The sequence below is a fragment of the Paucibacter sp. B2R-40 genome, from assembly GCF_025717555.1.
Taxonomy (GTDB): Bacteria; Pseudomonadota; Gammaproteobacteria; order Burkholderiales; family Burkholderiaceae_C; genus Paucibacter_A.
Genome location: NZ_JAJIRP010000002.1, coordinates 523,008 through 541,334 on the forward strand (window position 1 = coordinate 523,008; position 18,327 = coordinate 541,334).

The window sequence follows — 18,327 nt, forward strand, 5'->3', positions numbered from 1 at the left end:
TAGTCTGCCAGCAGGCTGCTGACAGCGCCATGTCAGCAGCGCAGATATGCTCGCCGCTATGAAAGTAGCTTTGCGATGAAGAGTCCTGTCTCTTGCCGGCGCCGGCGCCTGCTTCAAGCCGGCCTGGGCGTGGCCGCGCTCTACCGCCTGGGAGCGCAGGCGAGCCCAACACCGCTGGCTCCGCTGAATCTGCAGCGGCGATTCTTGGCCAATGGCCTGGAGGTCATCGCCCTGCCTACGCCCGGCGCCTCGGTCAGCGTGCAGGTCTGGTACCGGGTCGGGGGCAAGGACGACCCGGTCGGGCGCAGCGGCTTTGCCCATCTGTTTGAGCACATGATGTTCAAAAGCACGCGCCATATGGCTAACGAGCAGTTCGACCGCATGACGGAGGACGTCGGTGGCAGCAACAATGCCTTCACCACCGAGGACTCGACCACCTACCACTGCGTCGTGCCGGCCAATCATCTGGCCCCGATTTTGTGGGCCGAGGCCGAGCGCATGTCCAACCTCACCGTGGATCAGGCTAACTTTGACAGTGAGCGCGCCGTCGTCAAAGAGGAATATCGGCAAAACGTGCTGAGTGAACCCTACGGCCAACTCTTCAATGCGGTGCCCAGCTTCGGCTACCAGACGCACCCCTACCGGCGCCCGGTGAGCGGCAATATCGAGGAATTGGACGCCGCCACCCTGGCCGATGTGAGCGAATTCCACGCCAACTATTACCGCCCGGACAACGCCGTCTTGATCGTCGCCGGAGCCTTCGATGCACGCCAGCTTGACGACGCCGTCAATCAATACTTCGGCAGCATCCCCAGGCCCAATCGACCGATTCCGCGCAACACCGTGCTTGAAACGCGGCGCATACGCGATCAGACGCATAGGCTGCCGGGCAAGCATGCGCCGCTGCCGGCTACGCTGCTGATTTGGCAAGGGCCGCGCGCCGACAGCCCCGACGCGGTCGTTTGGCAAATCGCCCAAGCGCTGCTTTCCTTAGGGGAATCGTCTCGTTTGGCCGAGGCGCTGGTGTACCGCGATCAAGTGGCGCAGAGCGTGGGCTTCGAGGCGCAGCTGAATGCCGAAGCTGGGCTTCTGGTCGCACATGCGATGGCGGCGCCGGGGCACGCCGCCGCCTCTCTGGCGACGCCACTGACGCGCGAGGTGCAAAGGCTGGCCGAAGAGCCGATCGCTGAGCGCGAACTGGCCAAAGTCAAGACCCAGCTGATGACCGCCGCCCTGATCAAACGGCAGACCGTGCAGGGGCTGGCCGAGTTGGTGGGCATGGCGGCCATGCTGCGCTTTGATGCCGCTGCCGCCACACGCGACTTGGACGCTTTGCAGGCCGTCAGTGCCGCCGACGTGCAGCGGGTGGTGCGGCGCGATGTCCAGCAAGCGGCCCGCGTGACCCTGCTGTATGAGCCGCAAGCGAGCAGCAAGCCGGCGAGGCCTCGGTCATCATGAGTCGCTGGGCCCGGCTGTTGATATTGTGTTGGCCATTGCTCGCGCAAGGGGCTAGCTTCGACACGCCCCCCGTACCGTCACCGCCATTGCCCTTGCAAGTCCCGGTGTTTGCACAGGCCGCGCTGCCCAACGGCATGCGCTTGGTGGTGATAGAGCGCCGTGGCCTGCCCTTGGTCACGGCGATGTTGAGCGTACAGGCCGGCAGCTTGGCCGACCCGCCGGGCAAGAGCGGCCTGGCGGAGTTGAGTTTCGGCGTGCTTGGCAAGGGAGCAAGGCGCGGGCGCACGACGGCCGACGCCACCGCGCTGGCCTATGCGGCCGACGCCTTGGGGAGCGCGCTGGAGATCAGCACCGGCGCGCAGGCCAGTCGCTTGAGCATGACGGTGATGAGCGAGCACCTGAGCGAAAGCCTGAGTTTGCTGGCCGATGTGTTGCGTGCACCGACTTTGCCGGGGCCGGAAATCAACAGCAGCCGCCTGCAATTGCAGCAAGCGATCAAGCAGGAGGCGGCCGACCCCGCCGCACTGGCAAGCCAGTTGGCTTGGCGGCTCTACTGGGGTGACAGCCCGCCCGGTCGCCTCAGCACCGAGCAGACCCTGGCGCGCATCAAGCGCGAGGATGTGCAAGCCTTTTGCCGCGAGCACTTGGCACCTGGGCAAACCACGCTGGTCTTGGCAGGCGACCTTGATCTGGCCCAAGGCATGGCACTGGCCGAGCGCTACTTTGGCAGCTGGCCTGTGCCCAAGCCCGTGAGCCCTGTCACCGCCGCCCCGGCGAAGCCTGCACAGGTCGCCGGCCCGCAGCCTCTTGGCCCCGCGAATTTGCTGATCGACCTGCCCGGGAGCGGCCAAAGCGCGGTGCTGCTGCTGGCCCCCTTCCCGGCCCAACTCACGAGCAGCGACGGGCGAGCACAAGCACGTATTGCGGCGCTGGCCAGCGCGGTCTTGGGCAGCGGCTATTCTTCACGCGCCAACCAACAGGTCCGCATCAAGCGTGGCCTGAGCTACGGCGCCTACAGCAGCGCCGAGTCTTTGCCGACCGGCGGCCTCTTCATGCTGAGCACCCAAACCAAGCACAACAACGCGGCCGAGGCCGCGCAACTGCTGCACAGCGAATTGCTTGGCATAGCCAGTGAAGCGGTGCCTGCGGAAGAATTGCTGGCGCGCCAAAACGGCTTGCTCGGCGACATTGCGCGCCAGCTGGAGACCACCCAGTCGCTCGCCAGCTTGGCCGCCGACCAACTCGAGCGCGGCGAGGTGCTGGCCGATCTGGCCACCTATGCCGATCAGCTCAAGCGCGTCAGCGCAGCGCAAGTGCAGGCTTTTGCGCAGCAATACTGGCCGGCGGCGGCCGTGCGCATGGTGATCGTGGCGGACCTCAAACAGGCCGGCGCCGGCCTGCGCCAGCAGTACCCGCAAGCCCAGCTGATTCCGGCCGCCGAACTGGATCTGTCCACCCCGAACCTTCGGCGCTCGCCGTCTCGGCTAAAATGAGGGCGTCATTGGGGAGTAGCCGCCGCACCATGTGCCGGCCCGCGTCAACATACTTGATCCTTATGATCATGGCGCCGGCAGTAAAAACCTTACCTGGCAAGACCTTTGACCACCCACACCTGCTTTGCAGCCGGCGTGCGGGTGGTCAATGGTTCAACAAAGCCGGCCGCTAAGGAAACACTTTGGAAGCATTTCTCATCTCCACCGGCGTCGTCGCACTGGCCGAAATCGGTGACAAAACCCAGCTCCTCGCCTTTTTGCTGGCCGCCCGCTTCCGTAAACCATTGCCGATCTGCCTGGGCATCTTGGTCGCCACCGTCGCCAACCACGCCTTCGCCGGCGCTCTGGGCGCTTGGATCACATCTCAGGTCAGCCCGATGGCAATGCGTTGGGTCCTGGGCCTGGGCTTTCTGGCGATGGCGGCCTGGACGCTGATTCCCGACAAGATTGACGAAGAGGTCGAAGGCGGAGGCAAACTCAAGCTGGGTGTCTTCGGCACCACGGTGGTGGCCTTCTTCATGGCCGAGATGGGCGACAAGACGCAGATTGCCACCGTCGCCCTGGCCGCTCAGTTCAACGCGTTCGTCGCGGTCGTTGCGGGCACTACCTTGGGCATGATGATCGCGAATGTGCCGGCGGTATTCCTGGGCGACAAAATGGCCGGGCGCATCCCCGTGCGCTTGGTGCACGGCGTCGCGGCGCTGATCTTTGCCGGGCTGGGTATAGCCACTTTGGCTGGCTTGGGCCAGGGCCTGGGCTTCTGACGCTTTTTGCCATTCATCGCTATGCGGCGCTGCCGTTTGCTGTTTCAATCAAAGCGCGAGGACGTGCAGCGCTCAAGCTTTGTGAGCCGCTGTCGATGTACCGAAGGGGCGCACCGCCAACGCGGTCGGCCCTGGGGTGATTTGTTCAGCTGCCAAGGGGAATTAAAAAATGTCAGAGACTTCACGCGTGCTGCTCGTCGACGATGACGAACTGACCTTGCAAATGCTCGAAGCCACCTTGGAGGACGATTACCAGATCAGCAGCGTCACCAGTGGTGCCGAGGCACTGGCCCGTTGTGCGGCCGAAAGCTTTGACTTGATCGTGCTCGATGTGGACATGCCGGGGCTCGACGGCTACGAGACCTGTCGCCAACTCAAGGCCGATCCGGCCAGCGCCGAGATCCCGGTGATCTTCCACTCGGCCCGCACCAGCATTGACGAGCGCTTGCAAGGCTATGCGGCCGGCGGCGCCGACTATCTGCCCAAGCCCTTCGATGCGGGAGAGTTGATCGCCAAGATCGGCTTGGTACTGAGCAACCGCGCCAAGCAGCGCGAGTTGAGCGGCCAACTGGAGGAGACCATGAACGCGGTCTTGTCCACCGCCGACATGATGGGCGAGGCCGGCGTGGTGCTGGAGTTTCAGCGCCAACTTGGCAGCTGCGCCGGCTACGCGGACGTGGCGCATGCCGTGTTTGACGCACTGCACCGCTACGGCCTGGAGGGTTGTGTGCGGATACAGGGCAAGGGCGAGCTGTTCGCCAGCAATGGCCGCGGACCCTGCAGCGCGCTTGAGAATTCCATCCTCGATCATCTGGTCAGCCAAAAAGAAGGCCAACGGATTCGGCCGCTGGGCCCGCACACCGGCTTCGCCTATGGCTCGGTGGTGCTTTTTGTGCGCAACCTGCGCATGGACCGGGGCGCCAGCATGATGGAGCGCAGCGAGTCGGAGCGCATGGGCCGCGCGATCGACAATGTAGCGATGTTGGTCGAAGGTGCGATCGTGCGCGTGGCGGCACTCGATACCGAGTTGGCGAGCCGCGATTTGGCCGATGTGCGCCATCTGGTCAGCATGACACGAGGCGCCTTGACCGATATCTCGGCGCGCAGCCACTCTCAGCGCATGGAGATCCAGCACGCGTTCGAGGAGTTGACCGAGGAGGTCGAGCTCAGCTTCGTCAAGCTGGGGCTGACCGACGACCAAGAGAACTTCCTCAGCAGCATCATCAAGAAGCAAGCCGCCAAGGTGATGGCCTCCTTGGACCAGAGTCAAGAAGTCGAACAGTTTCTCGGTCGCGTGATTCACAAATTGAATCAGCACGGTTGACCCTAGCAAATCCGGGGAGCGAGAGTTATGGATGGGGCGATTGACGAAGCAGTTGATGCGCCCGGCGGCACGCCAGCAGAATCGCGTTTTCGGAGTCTGGGTGATCTGAATAGCAAGTTAGTCGATCAGATTGCCCGCAGCGCCTATTTGCTGCTGGGATTGATGATGGTGACCGCCACGCTGCATCTGCTGGTCACCGCGATGCAAACGGACCAGAGCTGGCCGGAGCGCTTGATGCAAATGCGCACGGCGTCTTGTGTTTGGGTGCTGTCGCTGATTGCATTCGGCCTGGCCCGCTTTTTTGGCATAAGAACGGCGGCGGCGTTTTTCGGCTGGTCCACCATGCTGGTCCTGTTTGGGTCGGCCGCCCTGTCGGGCTTGGGGCTGCAGGCGCCGGGCTTGATCGGCGTGATGGCCTTGCTGGTGATCATGGGCCTGTTGGTAGGCACCGGCTCCGCAAAATTGGCCACCGCCTTGGCCGTGCTTGGCTATTTGGCCTTGTGGCAGCTCGAGGCCTATGGCTGGATCAACGGCATCGCGGCCGAGCCGGGCAGCATCGCGCCCTCTTCGGCCAGCCACGCGGTGGTCTATATCGCCACCAGTTCGATTCTGGGTTGGCTGGTGGCTCGCTACAGCACCCTCTTTTGGGACGTTACGTCTTCCTTGGAAGGCTCGCGCCGCTTGTTGGCCGACACCGTCCGCGCGCAGCAGTTGGCAGCGCAAGACCTGCGCGACAGCGAAGAACGCCTGCGCATCCTGCTCGACAACTCGCTCACTTGCATACAGATTCTTGAGGGTGACAGCGGGGCGCTGCGTTTTGCTAACGCGCAGACCTTGCAGGCCTATGGTTGCGCACGGGTGCTCGAATTGGACTTCAGTTTGATTTGCCCGGGGGAGCCCTACTCCAAGGACAAGCTGATGCAACGGGTGCGACGTGCGGTCGAACATGGTGCGCAGTATTTTGAATGGCAGTCCAAGCGACTCGATGGCGCCCCGGTTTGGTGGGACATCAAAATGGAGCGTTTACTGCTCGGAGAGGAGTCCTGTGTAGTGGTGTTCGGCCACGACATCACCGCGCGGGTGCGCGCCGAGACCGAGTTGCGGATCAGCCGTACCCGTCTTGAAGACGAGGTACGTGAGCGCACCGCCGAACTGGTGGCCGAGAAACTGCTGATTCAGAGCATTCTTGAGGCGCTGCCCATCACGCTCAGCATTCGCGACCTGCAAGGCCGCTACACGCTCGTCAATCGCAGCTTCGAGCGCGCTACCGGTATCCAAAGACAAGCAGTCTTGGGCAATACCGCGCGCGATATCTTCCCCGCAGCGACCGCCGCCGAGATTGCCGACACCGACGCCCGCCTGATGGCGGGTGCCGGGAGCCTGACCTTTGAGCGGCAGATGGGCGAAGCCAAGGTCAGCGGCAACGACTACCTGATCACCACCGTGCCGCTACTGGATGCCCATGAGCGGCCCATCGCGGTGCTCAACCTCGGCACCGAGATCAGCTCCTTGAAACGCCTGCAGCGCGAGCTCAGTCTGGCCAAGGACGAGGCGGAGCGCCTGGCGCTGGCCAAGAGCGATTTCTTGGCCAATATGAGTCACGAGATCCGCACGCCCTTGAACGCTGTCTTGGGTCTGGCGCAACTCGGTATTGGCCGCAGCGCCGACCCAGTGGCCGCACGCAGCGGGTTCGAGCGCATCGTCCGCTCGGGCCGGCATTTGCTCGGCGTCATCAACGACATCCTGGACTACTCCAAGGTCGAAAGTGGCAAGCTCGATATTGAGAACCTGCCCTGCAATCTCAGCCATTTGGTCAGGGAAGTCCTGGAACTGGTGTCCGAGCGTGCCGACGCCAAAAGCCTGCGCCTGCGCGTCGAGTACAAGGCGACCCAAGATTGGGTGATGCTGGACACCTTGCGGGCGACCCAGATTTTGGTCAACTTGCTGTCCAACGCGATCAAGTTCACCGACAAAGGACGCGTGGTGCTGAGCGTCGAACAACGCGAGGGGCGCTTGCAGTTCGCCGTCACCGACACCGGCGTCGGGCTCTCGCCCGAACAGCAATCGCGCGTGTTCACCGCTTTCGAGCAGGCCGATTCCTCCACCACCCGCAAATTCGGCGGCACCGGCTTAGGGCTGAGCATCAGCAGCCAGTTGGCGACGGCGATGGGCGGCAGCATCAGTGTGAGGAGCGAGTTGGGCGTAGGTTCTTGCTTCACCTTGGACTTGCCATTTCTTCAGGCAAGCCCCGAACTGTCGAGCCCGCTGCATGAGGTGGCCGCACCCGAGGTCTTGCCGCTGCTTCAACCTGGCAGCTCGCAGCCGACCAGCCCAGAGCCGCTGCGAGGCCTGCGCATTTTGATCACCGACGATGTGGACATCAACCGTGAGATCCTGCAGGACATGCTGGCCGCAATGGGCGCAGAAGTGACGGCGGCAGATGGCGGCGCCGAAGCCTTGCTGAGGCTGCGAGAAGCAGGCCCGAGCGGCTACGACTTGGTGCTGATGGACGTCCAAATGCCGGACATGGACGGCTACGAGGCGACCCGCTTGATTCACCAATTAGCGCCAAAACTCAAAGTGCTCGCCTTGACCGCGCATGCGCTACCGGAGGAGCGCCGGCGCTGCCTGGCTGCGGGCATGGTGGCCCATGTCACCAAGCCGATCGACCAGGCCGAGTTGATACGCGTGCTGCTAGCGCAGGCCGAGGGCATACCGCGACGCAGCGCTGCCGAGCCCGCCAGCATCACAGCGCCGGCCTTGGCCACTGCCCATGAAGCTGCCACTCCATGGCCGGCCTTGGCTGGCACCGACTTCGCCGCCGCGCTGACGCGCTGCGCCGGCAGAAAGGAGTTGTTGGCCAAGCTACTGGGTACTTTTGCCAAGCAATATATGCAGCATCAGTCCTTGTTCGAGGAAGCTCAGATCAACGGACTGCCGGCACTGTGCAGCGCCGCGCACAGGCTCAAAGGTCTGGCCGGCAACCTGGGCCTGATCAAGCTGGCCGAGAGCGCCACCGCGCTTGAGTCTGCAGCGGGCGAACATGGCGACGCCGGCCAGATAACGGCCACGCTGATGGCCCTGAATGCCGAATTGGCGAGTCTGGTGGGCGTGATCGCCGACTGGCATAGGGATTACGGGCTCAGCAAGACCTGAGCGCGCTTCGGTCGATCAGCCATGGTTCTGGTTGTCAGCGGCAACCCTGTCAAGGCGCGCAAGCCTGCCTCACCGCCCGCTCCCAATCCGCCATCCGCTCCAAGGCCCGCTCGCGCGACAGGGTCGGGAGGAACACGCGCTCGGCGCGCCAATGGCCGCTGAGCTCGTTCAAATCGCGGTACACACCGGAGCTCAGGCCGGCCAGATAAGCGGCACCCAAGGCCGTGGTCTCGATCACGCTCGGCCGCACCACCGGAATGCCCAAGAGGTCGGCCTGAAACTGCATCAAGAGGTTGTTGACGCAGGCGCCTCCGTCGACGCGCAACTCGCTCACGGTCGCGCCGCCAGCAGCCACCGCGTCGCGGCTCATCGCCTGCAACAAGGCAGCGCTTTGAAACGCAATGCTCTCCAGCGCGGCGCGGGCAATATGGGCCAGCGTCGAGCCACGCGTCAATCCGACGATGGCGCCGCGTGCGTCGGCCCGCCAATACGGCGCGCCCAGGCCGGTAAAGGCAGGCACAAACATCACGCCGCCGGCGTCCGGCACGCTCTCGGCCAGGCCTTGCACTTCACCGCTCGCATGAAAAGCCTGCAAACCGTCGCGCAACCACTGCACCACCGCGCCACCGATGAAGACGCTGCCCTCCAGCGCAAATTCCGGCGTAGCGCCGATCTGCGCGGCGCTGGTCGTGATCAGGCCATTGGCCGAGCTCTGGAATTGGCTGCCGCTGTGCATCAGCATGAAGCAGCCGGTGCCGTAGGTGTTCTTGGCCATGCCGGCCTTGAAGCAGGCCTGGCCGAACAGCGCCGCCTGCTGATCACCGGCGATGCCGCCGATGAGGATTTCGCCGCCCAGATGTTCGGCCGCGACCTTGCCATATTGATGGGCGGATGGGTGCACCTCGGGCAGCACCGAGGGCGGGATATCCAATGCGGCCAGTAACTCCTCATCCCATCGGTTGGTATGCACATTGAACAGCATCGTGCGCGAAGCGTTGCTGACATCGGTGGCGTGCACCGCGCCATTCGTCAGCTGCCAGACCAACCAGCAGTCGATGGTGCCAAACGCCAACTCGCCGCGCTCGGCCCGGGCACGCGCGCCCGGCACCTGGTCGAGCAGCCATTTCAGCTTGGTCGCAGAGAAATAGGCGTCAATCACCAAGCCGGTCTTGCGCTGCACCAGCGGGGTCAGGCCTTGCTCGCGCAGGGCCACGCAGGTCGGCTCGGCGCGGCGGTCTTGCCAAACCAGCGCATGGTGAATGGGCAGGCCGGTCTTGCGGTCCCACAAAACGGTGGTCTCGCGCTGGTTGGTGATGCCAAGCGCCTTGATGTCGGCAGCGCGCAAGCCGGCCGCGGCGAGCGCCTCGCGGGCGGTGGCCAGTTGAGCCTGCCAGATCTCCAGCGCGTCATGTTCGACTTGCCCGGGTTGCGGGTAAATTTGGCGCAAGGCACGCTGGGCCATCGCGACGATCTGGCCCTGGCTGTCAAAGACAATGGCGCGTGAACTGGATGTGCCTTGATCAAGCGCGAGTAAGTAGGTCATCAGTCTTGCCTTAGAGTAGGGCGATGGAAGAACATTTTGACGTATTGGTGGTCGGCGGCGGCATCAACGGCGCCGGCATCGCCCGCGACCTGGCTGGGCGCGGCTGGAAAGTGATCTTGGCCGAGGCCTCGGATTTCGCCGCCCACACCTCGTCCAGCAGCACCAAGCTGATTCATGGCGGCTTGCGCTATCTGGAGTATTTTGAGTTTTCGCTGGTGCGCAAGGCGCTGCAAGAGCGCGAGGTCTTACTCAAGAGCGCCCCGCACATCATCTGGCCGCTGCGCTTTGTGATGCCGCATGACAAGGCGATGCGGCCGGCCTGGATGGTGCGCATCGGCCTCTTTCTGTACGACCACCTGGCCCACCGCGAGGTACTGCCCGGCTCCACCAGCGTCAATCTGCGCAGCTCAAAGCTAGGCGCGCCACTGAAAGCGCAATACAAGCGCGGCTTTGTCTACTCCGATGGCTGGGTCGATGATGCGCGACTGGTGTTGCTGAATGCGCTGGATGCACGCGACAAAGGCGCCGAAATGCTCACGCGCAGCCCGGTCACCTCGGTGCAGCGCCATGCCCAAGGCTGGACGGCGCAGATCGCCACCCCCGAGGGCCCGCGTCAAGTGCACGCCCGCGCCTTGGTCAACGCGGCCGGCCCCTGGGCCGAGAGCTTTTTGCGCGCTGTGGCCCAACCAGTGCAGGGCGAGGCCTTGGCGACCAAACATCTGCGCCTGGTCAAGGGCAGTCACATCATCGTCAAGCGCTGCTTCGAGCATGACCATGCCTATATTTTTCAAAACCCCGACAAGCGCATCATCTTTGCCATTCCTTACGAGGGCGAGTACACACTGATTGGCACCACCGACGTTGAGCTCGCTCCCGCCGCGCTGGAGGGCTTCGCCAAGGCCAGCATTGATGAGAGCGAGATCGCCTATCTGTGCAGCCAAGCCAGCCGCTATTTCACCAAGCCGGTACTGCCGGCCGATGTGGTGTGGACTTATGCCGGCGTGCGTCCCTTGCTCGACGATGCCTCGGGCGACCCTTCAGCCGTGACGCGAGACTATTTGCTGGAGACCAACACGCTGGGGGCGCCACTCTTGAGTGTCTGGGGCGGCAAGATCACGACCTTCCGCAAGCTGGCCGAGGATGCGGCCGACTTGGTCGGGGCAATGTTGGGCGACCGGCGCTCCGCTTGGACTGAAAAAGCAATGCTTCCCGGCGGCGACCTGCGCGAATGGATAGGCGCGCCAGTGCGACCGGACAGCGACTTTGAGCGCTTGGTGGCCGCCGTAAACCAGCGCTACCCCTATCTCCCACCTAAATTGGCACGCCGGCTGGCGCGGGCCTATGGCTCGCGGATCGACCGCGTGCTCGGCACCGCAGCCCGCATCAGCGACCTGGGCATGGCCGTGGCGCCGGGGCTGTATGCGATCGAGTTGCGCTATCTGCAGCGGGAGGAATGGGCGTGCAGTGCCGACGATGTGCTGTGGCGTCGCTCCAAGCTCGGCCTGCATTACAGCGAGGCCGAGCGGGCAGCGGTGGCCGCTTGGTTCCAGCAGAACCCGCTCTAGATCGGATCAGGGCGGGACAAAAGCCGGATTTGGGCCAAATTCATCGAGCCTGGCGGCGGCGAGTGACGCCGACCAACAAAGCCAAGCCGCCCAGCAACAAGGCATAGCTGGCCGGCTCAGGCACGGCGGCGGTCACCGTGGTGATGCTGTTATTGAGAATCTCCGGGCTGATATTGAGATTCATCGGCATCAACTCAATCTTGAAAAGATTGCCATCCGGATTGCCCAGATAGCTGGTCTGATCAAACCCAAGTAGACCGACCGCGAAGCTCGTTCCAACATTGCCGGCGGTGCTGGCAAAAGCGCCGCCGAAGCTGATGTCGAAGCCAAACTTGCCGCCCAGATTGACGGCCTGGAAGAGGTCGTTGTAGCTGCTGGTGTTGCCCAGCACAAAGCCACTCGCCAGCGAGCCGGCCACATCGCCTTCCAGCACCTGGGCTGCGCCAAAACTGCCGCTGAAATTGCTCAAGCTCACGGTGGTGCCAACAGCAGGCAAAGAGCCCGGATTGAACTGGATATCGAGCCAGCCGCTGCTGGCCGCAAAAGCAGCGGTGTTGATCTCGGCATGAAAGGTTTCGGCCCTGGCCAAACCGGCCGATGCAGCCAGCGCCAGCGCCAGCAAGCTGTGCGCCAAGTTGGATTTTGAAATTGTGCTGATGTTCATGGAAATGTCCTTCTTAGAACGAACCGGAATAGATCTTGTTGCTGTAGCTCAGACCGAGCTTGCCTGGATTGCTGAAGCTGACCGGCACCGTGACGCTGGCGCCGGCTGCCAGATTCGCGCCGGTGACGGTGATGTAGGGCGAGCCGGCATGGCTGCCAGTGGCGTTGACCAAGCTCACGCCCGCAGCCAAGCCATCCAGCTGCAATTGCAGCGGGCCGCTCAGCGCTTGCGTGGCGGTCAAAGTGATGCTGCCGTTGTAGCGCTGGGTGACGCGGTTGAAGACCAGGCCCGCGCTGCTGACGCGCACCAAGGCGCTGACGTCGGCCACATTGGCCACCGTGAAATCCACATTGCCCGAACTGCCCGAGTTGTTGGCGGCGTCGAAGGCCACGGCGCTGAGCGCGTGCTTGCCGTTGGCGAGCAGGCTTGAGTCAAGCTTCAGCGCAAAAGGTGCCGCACTGCTGCTGCCCTTCAAAGTGCCGTCGACGCTGAAGTCAACCCGTTTGACACCGACGTTATCGCTGGCGCTGGCGTTCAACGTGATCTGGCCGCTGCTGCCGCTGACGCTGGCTGTTACGACGGGGGCTTCGGTGTCGGCCACCTGCGTGACCCAGATCGGTGCCGACCAGAGGATCTTGCCGTCGGTCTGCGTGACCTTGGCGTAATAGAAATGCTCACCCAGGGCCGGCGTGAAGTTATTGACGGCTTGGGCTGAGAGCACCGAGACCGTGCCATTGCGCTTGGGCACGCCCTCCCAGATTTGCACCGTGGCGGCGGCCTTGCCGGTGCCCGGCGCGTAGTTGGCGACCAGATTCAGCGGGCCGGCATTGCTGAAGCTCTCACCCATCAGGTGGCCGTTGGCTGTCAGGATCAGCTGCGAGGTCTTGTCCATGGTGGCGAAAACGCGCCGCGCCTTGATCGCTTCGATGAAAGCGTCTTTGCTCAGCGCCACGCCGGTCGGGATCAAAATGCCGTTGCGGTTGGTGCCCGAGGCGCCCCAGTTCGCGCAGTGGTTGTCCTGATTGGTCGTGAAGGCGACCTTGAAACCTGCCTCCAGCGCCTTCTTGCAAGCGCCCTCGTAGCCGCTTGTGCCCTTGTCCGATTCATCGGTGGTGTTGGAGAAGGCGGGGGTGTTCATCACCTCGCACAGCGCCATTGCCTTTTCACCATCGGCGGTGTAGCCAAACGCCGTGCCGTTCACCAAGTACTGGCCGCTGCTGGCCGGGTGGTTGAACTGGCCGACCAGGCCGCGCTGCGCCATCAAGGTGTAGAGCTTGTTGGCGATGTTCTTCTCGGTGAAGGTATCGGCCAGCAATTCGCCGCGGGCGTTGTATTCCCAGCCCAGCAACTCATTCGAGTTGAAGATATTCAGGTGGCCGCCGCCGCTGATGGTGCCCCATTCCATGCCGTAGACGCCCAAGAACTTCGGGTTCGCGGCATTGAAGCTGGCTGCCGCAGCCAAACCGGCCTGGTACAGATTCTTGGCATAGGCCGGCGTCTGCGCGGCGTTGGTGCCAGTGTCACCATCGAACATATGGTTATGTTCGGAGGTCATCAAGATGTCCAGGCCGCGGTCCATCGCGTACTGGTAGGCCTGGACCGGGCCCTGGCCCATATTTTGCTGCGGATGCTGTTCGCCATTGCAATTGCCGAGCGTTCCGCCGCCGTCGCTGTGGCCGGTCTGGCTGTGCAGATTGCCAAGGTAGACGGTGTAAGGCAGGCCGATGGCAGCAATTGCCGGCGCGGCCAAGGCGCTGCTGCGCGGCGCCAGCTTGCCATTGGCTGTGGCGCTGCGCGGGGTGGCCAGCGCCTTGAAGGCAGGCAGCTCGGGTGCGGGGATCTTGCCGACCTGCATCTCCCAGCTTTGCTCGACCAGTTCGGCGTCGGGCGCGCTCAGGCTGCTCTCAACGAAATCGGCCATCACACCGGTCGAGGGAAGTTCTGTCGCCACGGCGGAGGCGGCGCTCAAGCGCACCTGATAAACGCCGTCGGCCGCGGCCATACCGAACTGGCGGCCGGCCCAATCGACCTGCACCGCCAACTCGCCCTTGACCAGCGACTCCACGCCATACCAGCGCTGCACCAAGGCACCGGCCGGGTCAAGCAAGTCCAGGCGCCATGAGACGGTCTGCGCCAGTTCCACCTGCGGGTACTCGAAGCGCAACGTAAAGCTGCGCGCTTCGGCGATGGCGCCCGCTGCGGCGCGATAAGGCACGTGCAGCGTCGCTTCGAATTCCTGGTGATCGGGGCTGACTGCAGAAGCAGCCATGCCTGCGTTGGCGGCGCAAGCGCTCAGCAGCAGGGCGATGGAGCGCTGGATGGTATGGATGTGCATAGAGGGGACAGGGATGGGTCAGGGCGGGGCGAAACGCGGCCATGACTAAGCCAGCCCGGCTGCGCTTAGGCAGCCGGGTTGGCTTGACTGAAAGACCGGGATTAAGGGGAAATGGCACCAAGCCTGGCCGACATCAAATCGGCCGGCCTGACACCAAAGGCCTAGCGGCTGCTTTTTAGGCTTGCTTGCGGCGGCGAGCAACGAAGCCCACAGCGCCCAGACCGGCCAATAGCATCGCGTAGGTGCTTGGCTCGGGGACGGCGGCCACTGCATCAACGCTGAAAGTCACGTTGTCGATGGCCAGGCCGTGGTCGTTACCGGCATCATTCTTGTCAACCCAACGCACCCACAGGGTCTCACCTGCAGCCCAGTTGGCAGCGACAACACCGCCCTTGCCGGCGACTTTGCCGGCGACATTGCCATCAACTGCAGCAGGTGATGCCGTGTGGACAGGTGACGCCCAGTCGAAGTTGCCACCGGGTGCCGTCCATGTGCCGACCGATGCAAAGGTGGCACCAAAGCCATATTCCATCACCATGGTCTGGGCGGTAGCGTTGCCGTTGTTGCGCCATTGTTCGCCGTCGAAGCCAATGGAGAAGGCAGTTCGGGCAGAGCCAGTATTTGTCACGGCCAAGGCGGTCCAGCCAGCGACAACACCGGCTGCTGCGCCAAAGTAGGTGTTGTTATTGACTTGACTACCGAGTGCGCGGTCGGTGGAGTTGGCCGAACCATAGCTTTGGAACGAGGAGATCGAAGTTGCACCGGTATTCACCACATAAGTCGGTGCGGCGCTGCCGTTGGCAATGAACAAGCTCCAACCTTCGATCGTGCTGTCATTTGCCCAAGCGATTGCACCAGCGCCCGAGTTGGCCAAGCTGTCAAAGGTTTGCGTGTAGGTCGAAGCTGCGTCCGACACGGTCACCGTTGCAAGCGCAGGCGCCGCCGCCAGCATTGCGGCCGCAGCCAACAGGCTCAAGGATGTAATCTGTTTGAAGTTCATGTTTGCTATCTCTCAAAAGAAAAACTGGACGCGGTAGAAAAAGTGAGGACTGAAAAAGAATGCCGCCCACAAAAAGCAAACGTTTGCTACTCAATTCAAAAAAAGAGTCGCTGAGTGCACGGGACAAAAGCATTTGCTCCGCCCATGCTGTCAAAACGAAACTCCTGCTGCACCGAAACGGTACATACAGTCGAGTCATTTCGACCACGTTTGTACTGCGATGAGCATAACGATCATTCGATGACAAACCTGTGTCAAGCCTAAGGGCTATCCCTTGCACCCCCGCAATCAGGGGGTGCTGGTAATCGATTAGTTGTGCGGTTTCTGAACGGCAGCTGAAAAGCGCAAGGAGCGCGGAATCACTTGACTTCGATCTGCCCGGTCAGCCTCGCCCCAATCAGCGACCAGCTCAGGCCTATGCCCAGGAGGATGCCCAACGCTCCCAAACTCAACCAGGCCATATTGCCAGTGCCATCGGGGTCGATCCACTTCAGGTCGACCATTTCCCACACCAGGCTGCCCAAGAGGGCGCCCCCTAGCAGCGCACCGAGCAAACCCAAAGCCACATAGGCCGTGCGCAAACAAACCACCCAGCCGATCAGTAGCAACACTCCGGCAATGGCCTTGGGCGCATTGAACTCAGGTGGTGGCGCCGTCAGCCAGTGATAGAAGGAATGCCCGCTCGGGTTGTAAGTGACCAAGACCAAGGCAATGCCCAGTACAACCCGGACGCCAATCCCGAACCATGAAATGCCGCGCTCAGCCATTGTTTGCGCCCTGAAGTGAATCGAATGGCGCAAATGATAAAGCCTTGACCCGGCACGACAGCCCGCTTTTTACCCTTCAAACGCTACCCGCGGGCGCGTATTCCGGCACTCGTCCGGCGAACGCTCAGCTCGACGTCAACTCAGGCAGACTGCGCCAACTTTTTGAGTCCTTGAGGGAATATATGCACAGCAGCAGTCATCAGCGCCGCACCACCCGGCCGGGCCTTCGCGCAATGCCGCATCGCCACCAACTGACCTTGGCACTACTGGCCATTTGGGGCAGCAGCCTGGCACCCTATGGTTTGGCACAGGCGAGCGAAGACGTCGCCAAGAAGGACGACCCCGAGCAGCTGGCACCGGTCATCGTCCAGTCCAATCGTGTGCCAGCGTCCAAAACGGTGATGAGTGGTGAGGAGCTGGGCCGAGTAGCCGGCACCAGCGGCGACCCCATGCGAGCGCTGCAAAGCCTGCCCGGCGTGGTGGCCACCAGCGACAGCAATGCTGCGCCGGCGATTCGCGGCTCGCGCCCCGGCGACAACGCCTACTACATCGACTTCCTGCCGGTCGGCTATGTCTACCATTTAGGCGGTTACTTGAGCACCGTGCACCCGGAGCTGGTCAAGCAGTTCGAGCTCTACACAGGTGCATTTGGGCCCGAGTTCGACGATGTGCACGGCGGCATTGTCGACATCACGCTGCGCCAGCCGCGCGCAGATCGTCTCGGAGGGCAGATCCGCGTCGGCGCACTGGGCGCAGATGTGCTGGTTGAAGGACCGGTGACGGAGAACCAGAGCTTTTACTTCGCGGCCAAGAAGAGCTATATCGACCTGCTGATCCGCGGCAAGCAAACCGATAAAGACAGCGGCGTGATCTACACCATGCCCAAGTTTCAGGACTACCAGGGCAAGTACAGCTGGCGCTTGAACGACAGCAATACCTTGAGCTTTCACGCCACCGGCGCGCAAGACCAGATCAAATTCACGGTGCCGGCCGATACCGATATGGCGATCCAGGACCCTGCGCTGGCCGGCGACTCCAAGTCCAAGGAGTCCAGCAACACACAGGCCGTGGTGTGGGACAACAAGCTCAACGCGCGCGTCAGCAACAAGCTGGCCGTGGGCCATATGGATTCGCGCAGCCAGGGCAAATTCGGCTCGGCGGCGGACGCCGACGTCAAGGTCGACAACTTCTTCGTGCGCGACCAGCTGCGGCTGCGCCTGGGCGAAGATCACGATGTGGCGCTGGGCACCATCCTGTTCGCCCAGAAATACAAACTGGACCTTGACCTGCTCGACGCGCGCTGCACCGAGTTCGATCCGGCCTGTGACCTGACCAGCGCCGAGCGCAAGAAGTTCAAAGATGAGCTGAAGGTCAATTACTCGATCTTCTACGCCAAGGACCGCTGGCAACTCACGCCCGAATTGGCCGCCACCGCCGGCCTGCACTTCACCCGTGACGGCTATTTGAATCGCAACTACACCGAGCCCCGCCTGGGCCTGGAATGGCGCGCCTTCAAGAACACCACCTTCAATATGGCTTGGGGCAAACATAACCAGTTCCCCGATGGCCTGCAGGTCTTGCAGAACTTGGGCAACCCCAAGCTGGGCCATATGCAGGCCACCCATTCTGTGCTGGGCGTCAGCCAGGCGCTGGCCGATGGTTGGTCCGTCAAGACCGAGGTCTACCAGAAGAAGTTCGACAACTTCGTGGTCGCCGACCCGACGCTGAACTACATCAACGGCGGCAGCGGCGACGCCAGCGGCGTGGAGCTTTTCATCAAGAAGGATGCGCTGGCCAACTCGAAGCTATCGGGCTGGCTGTCGGTCAGCCTGGCCAAGGCAAGGCGCCAAAACGATGTAACCGGGCATGAGTTCAAGTTCGAGTACGACCAGCCGGTGGTGGTCAACCTGGTCGGCAATTACAAGTACTCGGACAGATGGCAGTTCGGCGCCAAGTGGAGCTATCACAGCGGCAACTTGTTCACGCCGGTGGTCGGCACCGGCACTTATCCGGACGGTCGAGTCAAGCCCATCTACGGCGACCTGAACTCCGAGCGCTTGCCTTCCTATCACCGGCTGGATCTGCGCGTCGACCAGGTCTATTCACCGAACCTGAGTTTCTACTACGAGTTGCTCAATGCCTATGCGCAGAAGAATATCTCGGGCTATACCTACACGGCCGACTACAAGAAGCGCAGGTCCAATGTCGAACTCGGCATCACGCCCAATGTGGGGCTTGACTACAAGTTCTGAACCATC

Annotated in this window: 12 protein-coding genes and 1 riboswitch; of the genes, 7 read left to right on the forward strand and 5 right to left on the reverse strand. The window is 62.6% G+C overall.

Annotation, left to right across the window (positions count from 1 at the left end):
• The first annotated feature begins 75 nt into the window (after positions 1 to 75).
• The 5 genes from LNV09_RS06185 to LNV09_RS06205 all read left to right on the forward strand — a co-directional run bounded on the left by LNV09_RS06185 (position 76) and on the right by LNV09_RS06205 (position 8,195).
• Positions 76 to 1,458, forward strand: a complete 1,383-nt coding sequence (locus LNV09_RS06185; RefSeq protein WP_263556208.1) for a M16 family metallopeptidase — start codon at positions 76 to 78, stop codon at positions 1,456 to 1,458.
• Positions 1,459 to 1,544: 86 nt separating this feature from the next.
• Positions 1,545 to 2,951 (forward strand): M16 family metallopeptidase, encoded by a 1,407-nt coding sequence (locus LNV09_RS06190; RefSeq protein WP_263556209.1) that lies wholly within the window; start codon positions 1,545 to 1,547, stop codon positions 2,949 to 2,951.
• Positions 2,943 to 3,119, forward strand: a riboswitch (yybP-ykoY riboswitch). Its footprint overlaps the gene before it by 9 nt.
• Before the next feature lie 14 nt (positions 3,120 to 3,133).
• Entirely contained in the window at positions 3,134 to 3,715 is a 582-nt protein-coding gene (locus LNV09_RS06195) for a TMEM165/GDT1 family protein (protein ID WP_263556210.1), read from the forward strand.
• 169 nt (positions 3,716 to 3,884) lie between these two features.
• A complete protein-coding gene (locus tag LNV09_RS06200) occupies positions 3,885 to 5,039 on the forward strand; it encodes a response regulator (RefSeq protein WP_263556211.1) in 1,155 nt (384 codons plus the stop codon).
• A 27-nt stretch (positions 5,040 to 5,066) separates the two neighbouring features.
• Positions 5,067 to 8,195: an ATP-binding protein gene (locus LNV09_RS06205; RefSeq protein WP_263556212.1), complete on the forward strand. Its 3,129-nt coding sequence runs from the start codon at positions 5,067 to 5,069 to the stop codon at positions 8,193 to 8,195.
• Between the two features lie 49 nt (positions 8,196 to 8,244).
• Here LNV09_RS06205 and glpK read toward each other — a convergent pair whose 3' ends face one another.
• Complete coding sequence (gene glpK, locus LNV09_RS06210; protein WP_263556213.1) at positions 8,245 to 9,738, reverse strand: glycerol kinase GlpK; 1,494 nt, start codon at positions 9,736 to 9,738, stop codon at positions 8,245 to 8,247.
• 23 nt (positions 9,739 to 9,761) lie between these two features.
• Between glpK and glpD the strand changes: the two genes are divergently transcribed.
• A complete protein-coding gene (gene glpD, locus LNV09_RS06215; protein WP_263556214.1) occupies positions 9,762 to 11,303 on the forward strand; it encodes a glycerol-3-phosphate dehydrogenase in 1,542 nt (513 codons plus the stop codon).
• Positions 11,304 to 11,343: 40 nt separating this feature from the next.
• On the opposite strand, the gene LNV09_RS06220 is transcribed toward glpD, so the two are convergent.
• From LNV09_RS06220 to LNV09_RS06235, 4 genes are all read right to left on the reverse strand, one after another.
• Positions 11,344 to 11,967 (reverse strand): NF038129 family PEP-CTERM protein, encoded by a 624-nt coding sequence (locus LNV09_RS06220; protein ID WP_263556215.1) that lies wholly within the window; start codon positions 11,965 to 11,967, stop codon positions 11,344 to 11,346.
• A 13-nt stretch (positions 11,968 to 11,980) separates the two neighbouring features.
• Positions 11,981 to 14,302 (reverse strand): CehA/McbA family metallohydrolase, encoded by a 2,322-nt coding sequence (locus tag LNV09_RS06225; RefSeq protein ID WP_263556216.1) that lies wholly within the window; start codon positions 14,300 to 14,302, stop codon positions 11,981 to 11,983.
• 175 nt (positions 14,303 to 14,477) lie between these two features.
• The gene (locus LNV09_RS06230) at positions 14,478 to 15,302 is read right to left on the reverse strand and encodes a PEP-CTERM sorting domain-containing protein (RefSeq protein WP_263556217.1); all 825 of its coding nucleotides are present in this window, start codon (positions 15,300 to 15,302) and stop codon (positions 14,478 to 14,480) included.
• A 359-nt stretch (positions 15,303 to 15,661) separates the two neighbouring features.
• Positions 15,662 to 16,069, reverse strand: coding sequence for a DUF6524 family protein (locus tag LNV09_RS06235; protein ID WP_263556218.1), 408 nt, complete (start codon positions 16,067 to 16,069; stop codon positions 15,662 to 15,664).
• 182 nt (positions 16,070 to 16,251) lie between these two features.
• On the opposite strand from LNV09_RS06235, the gene LNV09_RS06240 reads away from it, so the two are divergent.
• On the forward strand, positions 16,252 to 18,321 hold the full coding sequence (locus LNV09_RS06240) for a TonB-dependent receptor plug domain-containing protein (protein ID WP_263556219.1): 2,070 nt from the start codon (positions 16,252 to 16,254) through the stop codon (positions 18,319 to 18,321).
• The last annotated feature ends 6 nt before the right edge of the window (positions 18,322 to 18,327 follow it).

What these genes read in the sequence shown, in the direction of transcription:
- LNV09_RS06205 (WP_263556212.1), top strand. Translation starts at nt 5,067, where the DNA reads ATGGATGGGGCGATTGACGAAGCAGTTGATGCGCCCGGCGGCACGCCA.
- LNV09_RS06200 (WP_263556211.1), top strand. Translation starts at nt 3,885, where the DNA reads ATGTCAGAGACTTCACGCGTGCTGCTCGTCGACGATGACGAACTGACC.
- LNV09_RS06225 (WP_263556216.1), bottom strand. Translation starts at nt 14,302, where the DNA reads ATGCACATCCATACCATCCAGCGCTCCATCGCCCTGCTGCTGAGCGCT.
- LNV09_RS06220 (WP_263556215.1), bottom strand. Translation starts at nt 11,967, where the DNA reads ATGAACATCAGCACAATTTCAAAATCCAACTTGGCGCACAGCTTGCTG.
- LNV09_RS06230 (WP_263556217.1), bottom strand. Translation starts at nt 15,302, where the DNA reads ATGAACTTCAAACAGATTACATCCTTGAGCCTGTTGGCTGCGGCCGCA.
- LNV09_RS06235 (WP_263556218.1), bottom strand. Translation starts at nt 16,069, where the DNA reads ATGGCTGAGCGCGGCATTTCATGGTTCGGGATTGGCGTCCGGGTTGTA.
- LNV09_RS06185 (WP_263556208.1), top strand. Translation starts at nt 76, where the DNA reads ATGAAGAGTCCTGTCTCTTGCCGGCGCCGGCGCCTGCTTCAAGCCGGC.
- glpD (WP_263556214.1), top strand. Translation starts at nt 9,762, where the DNA reads ATGGAAGAACATTTTGACGTATTGGTGGTCGGCGGCGGCATCAACGGC.
- LNV09_RS06240 (WP_263556219.1), top strand. Translation starts at nt 16,252, where the DNA reads ATGCACAGCAGCAGTCATCAGCGCCGCACCACCCGGCCGGGCCTTCGC.
- glpK (WP_263556213.1), bottom strand. Translation starts at nt 9,738, where the DNA reads ATGACCTACTTACTCGCGCTTGATCAAGGCACATCCAGTTCACGCGCC.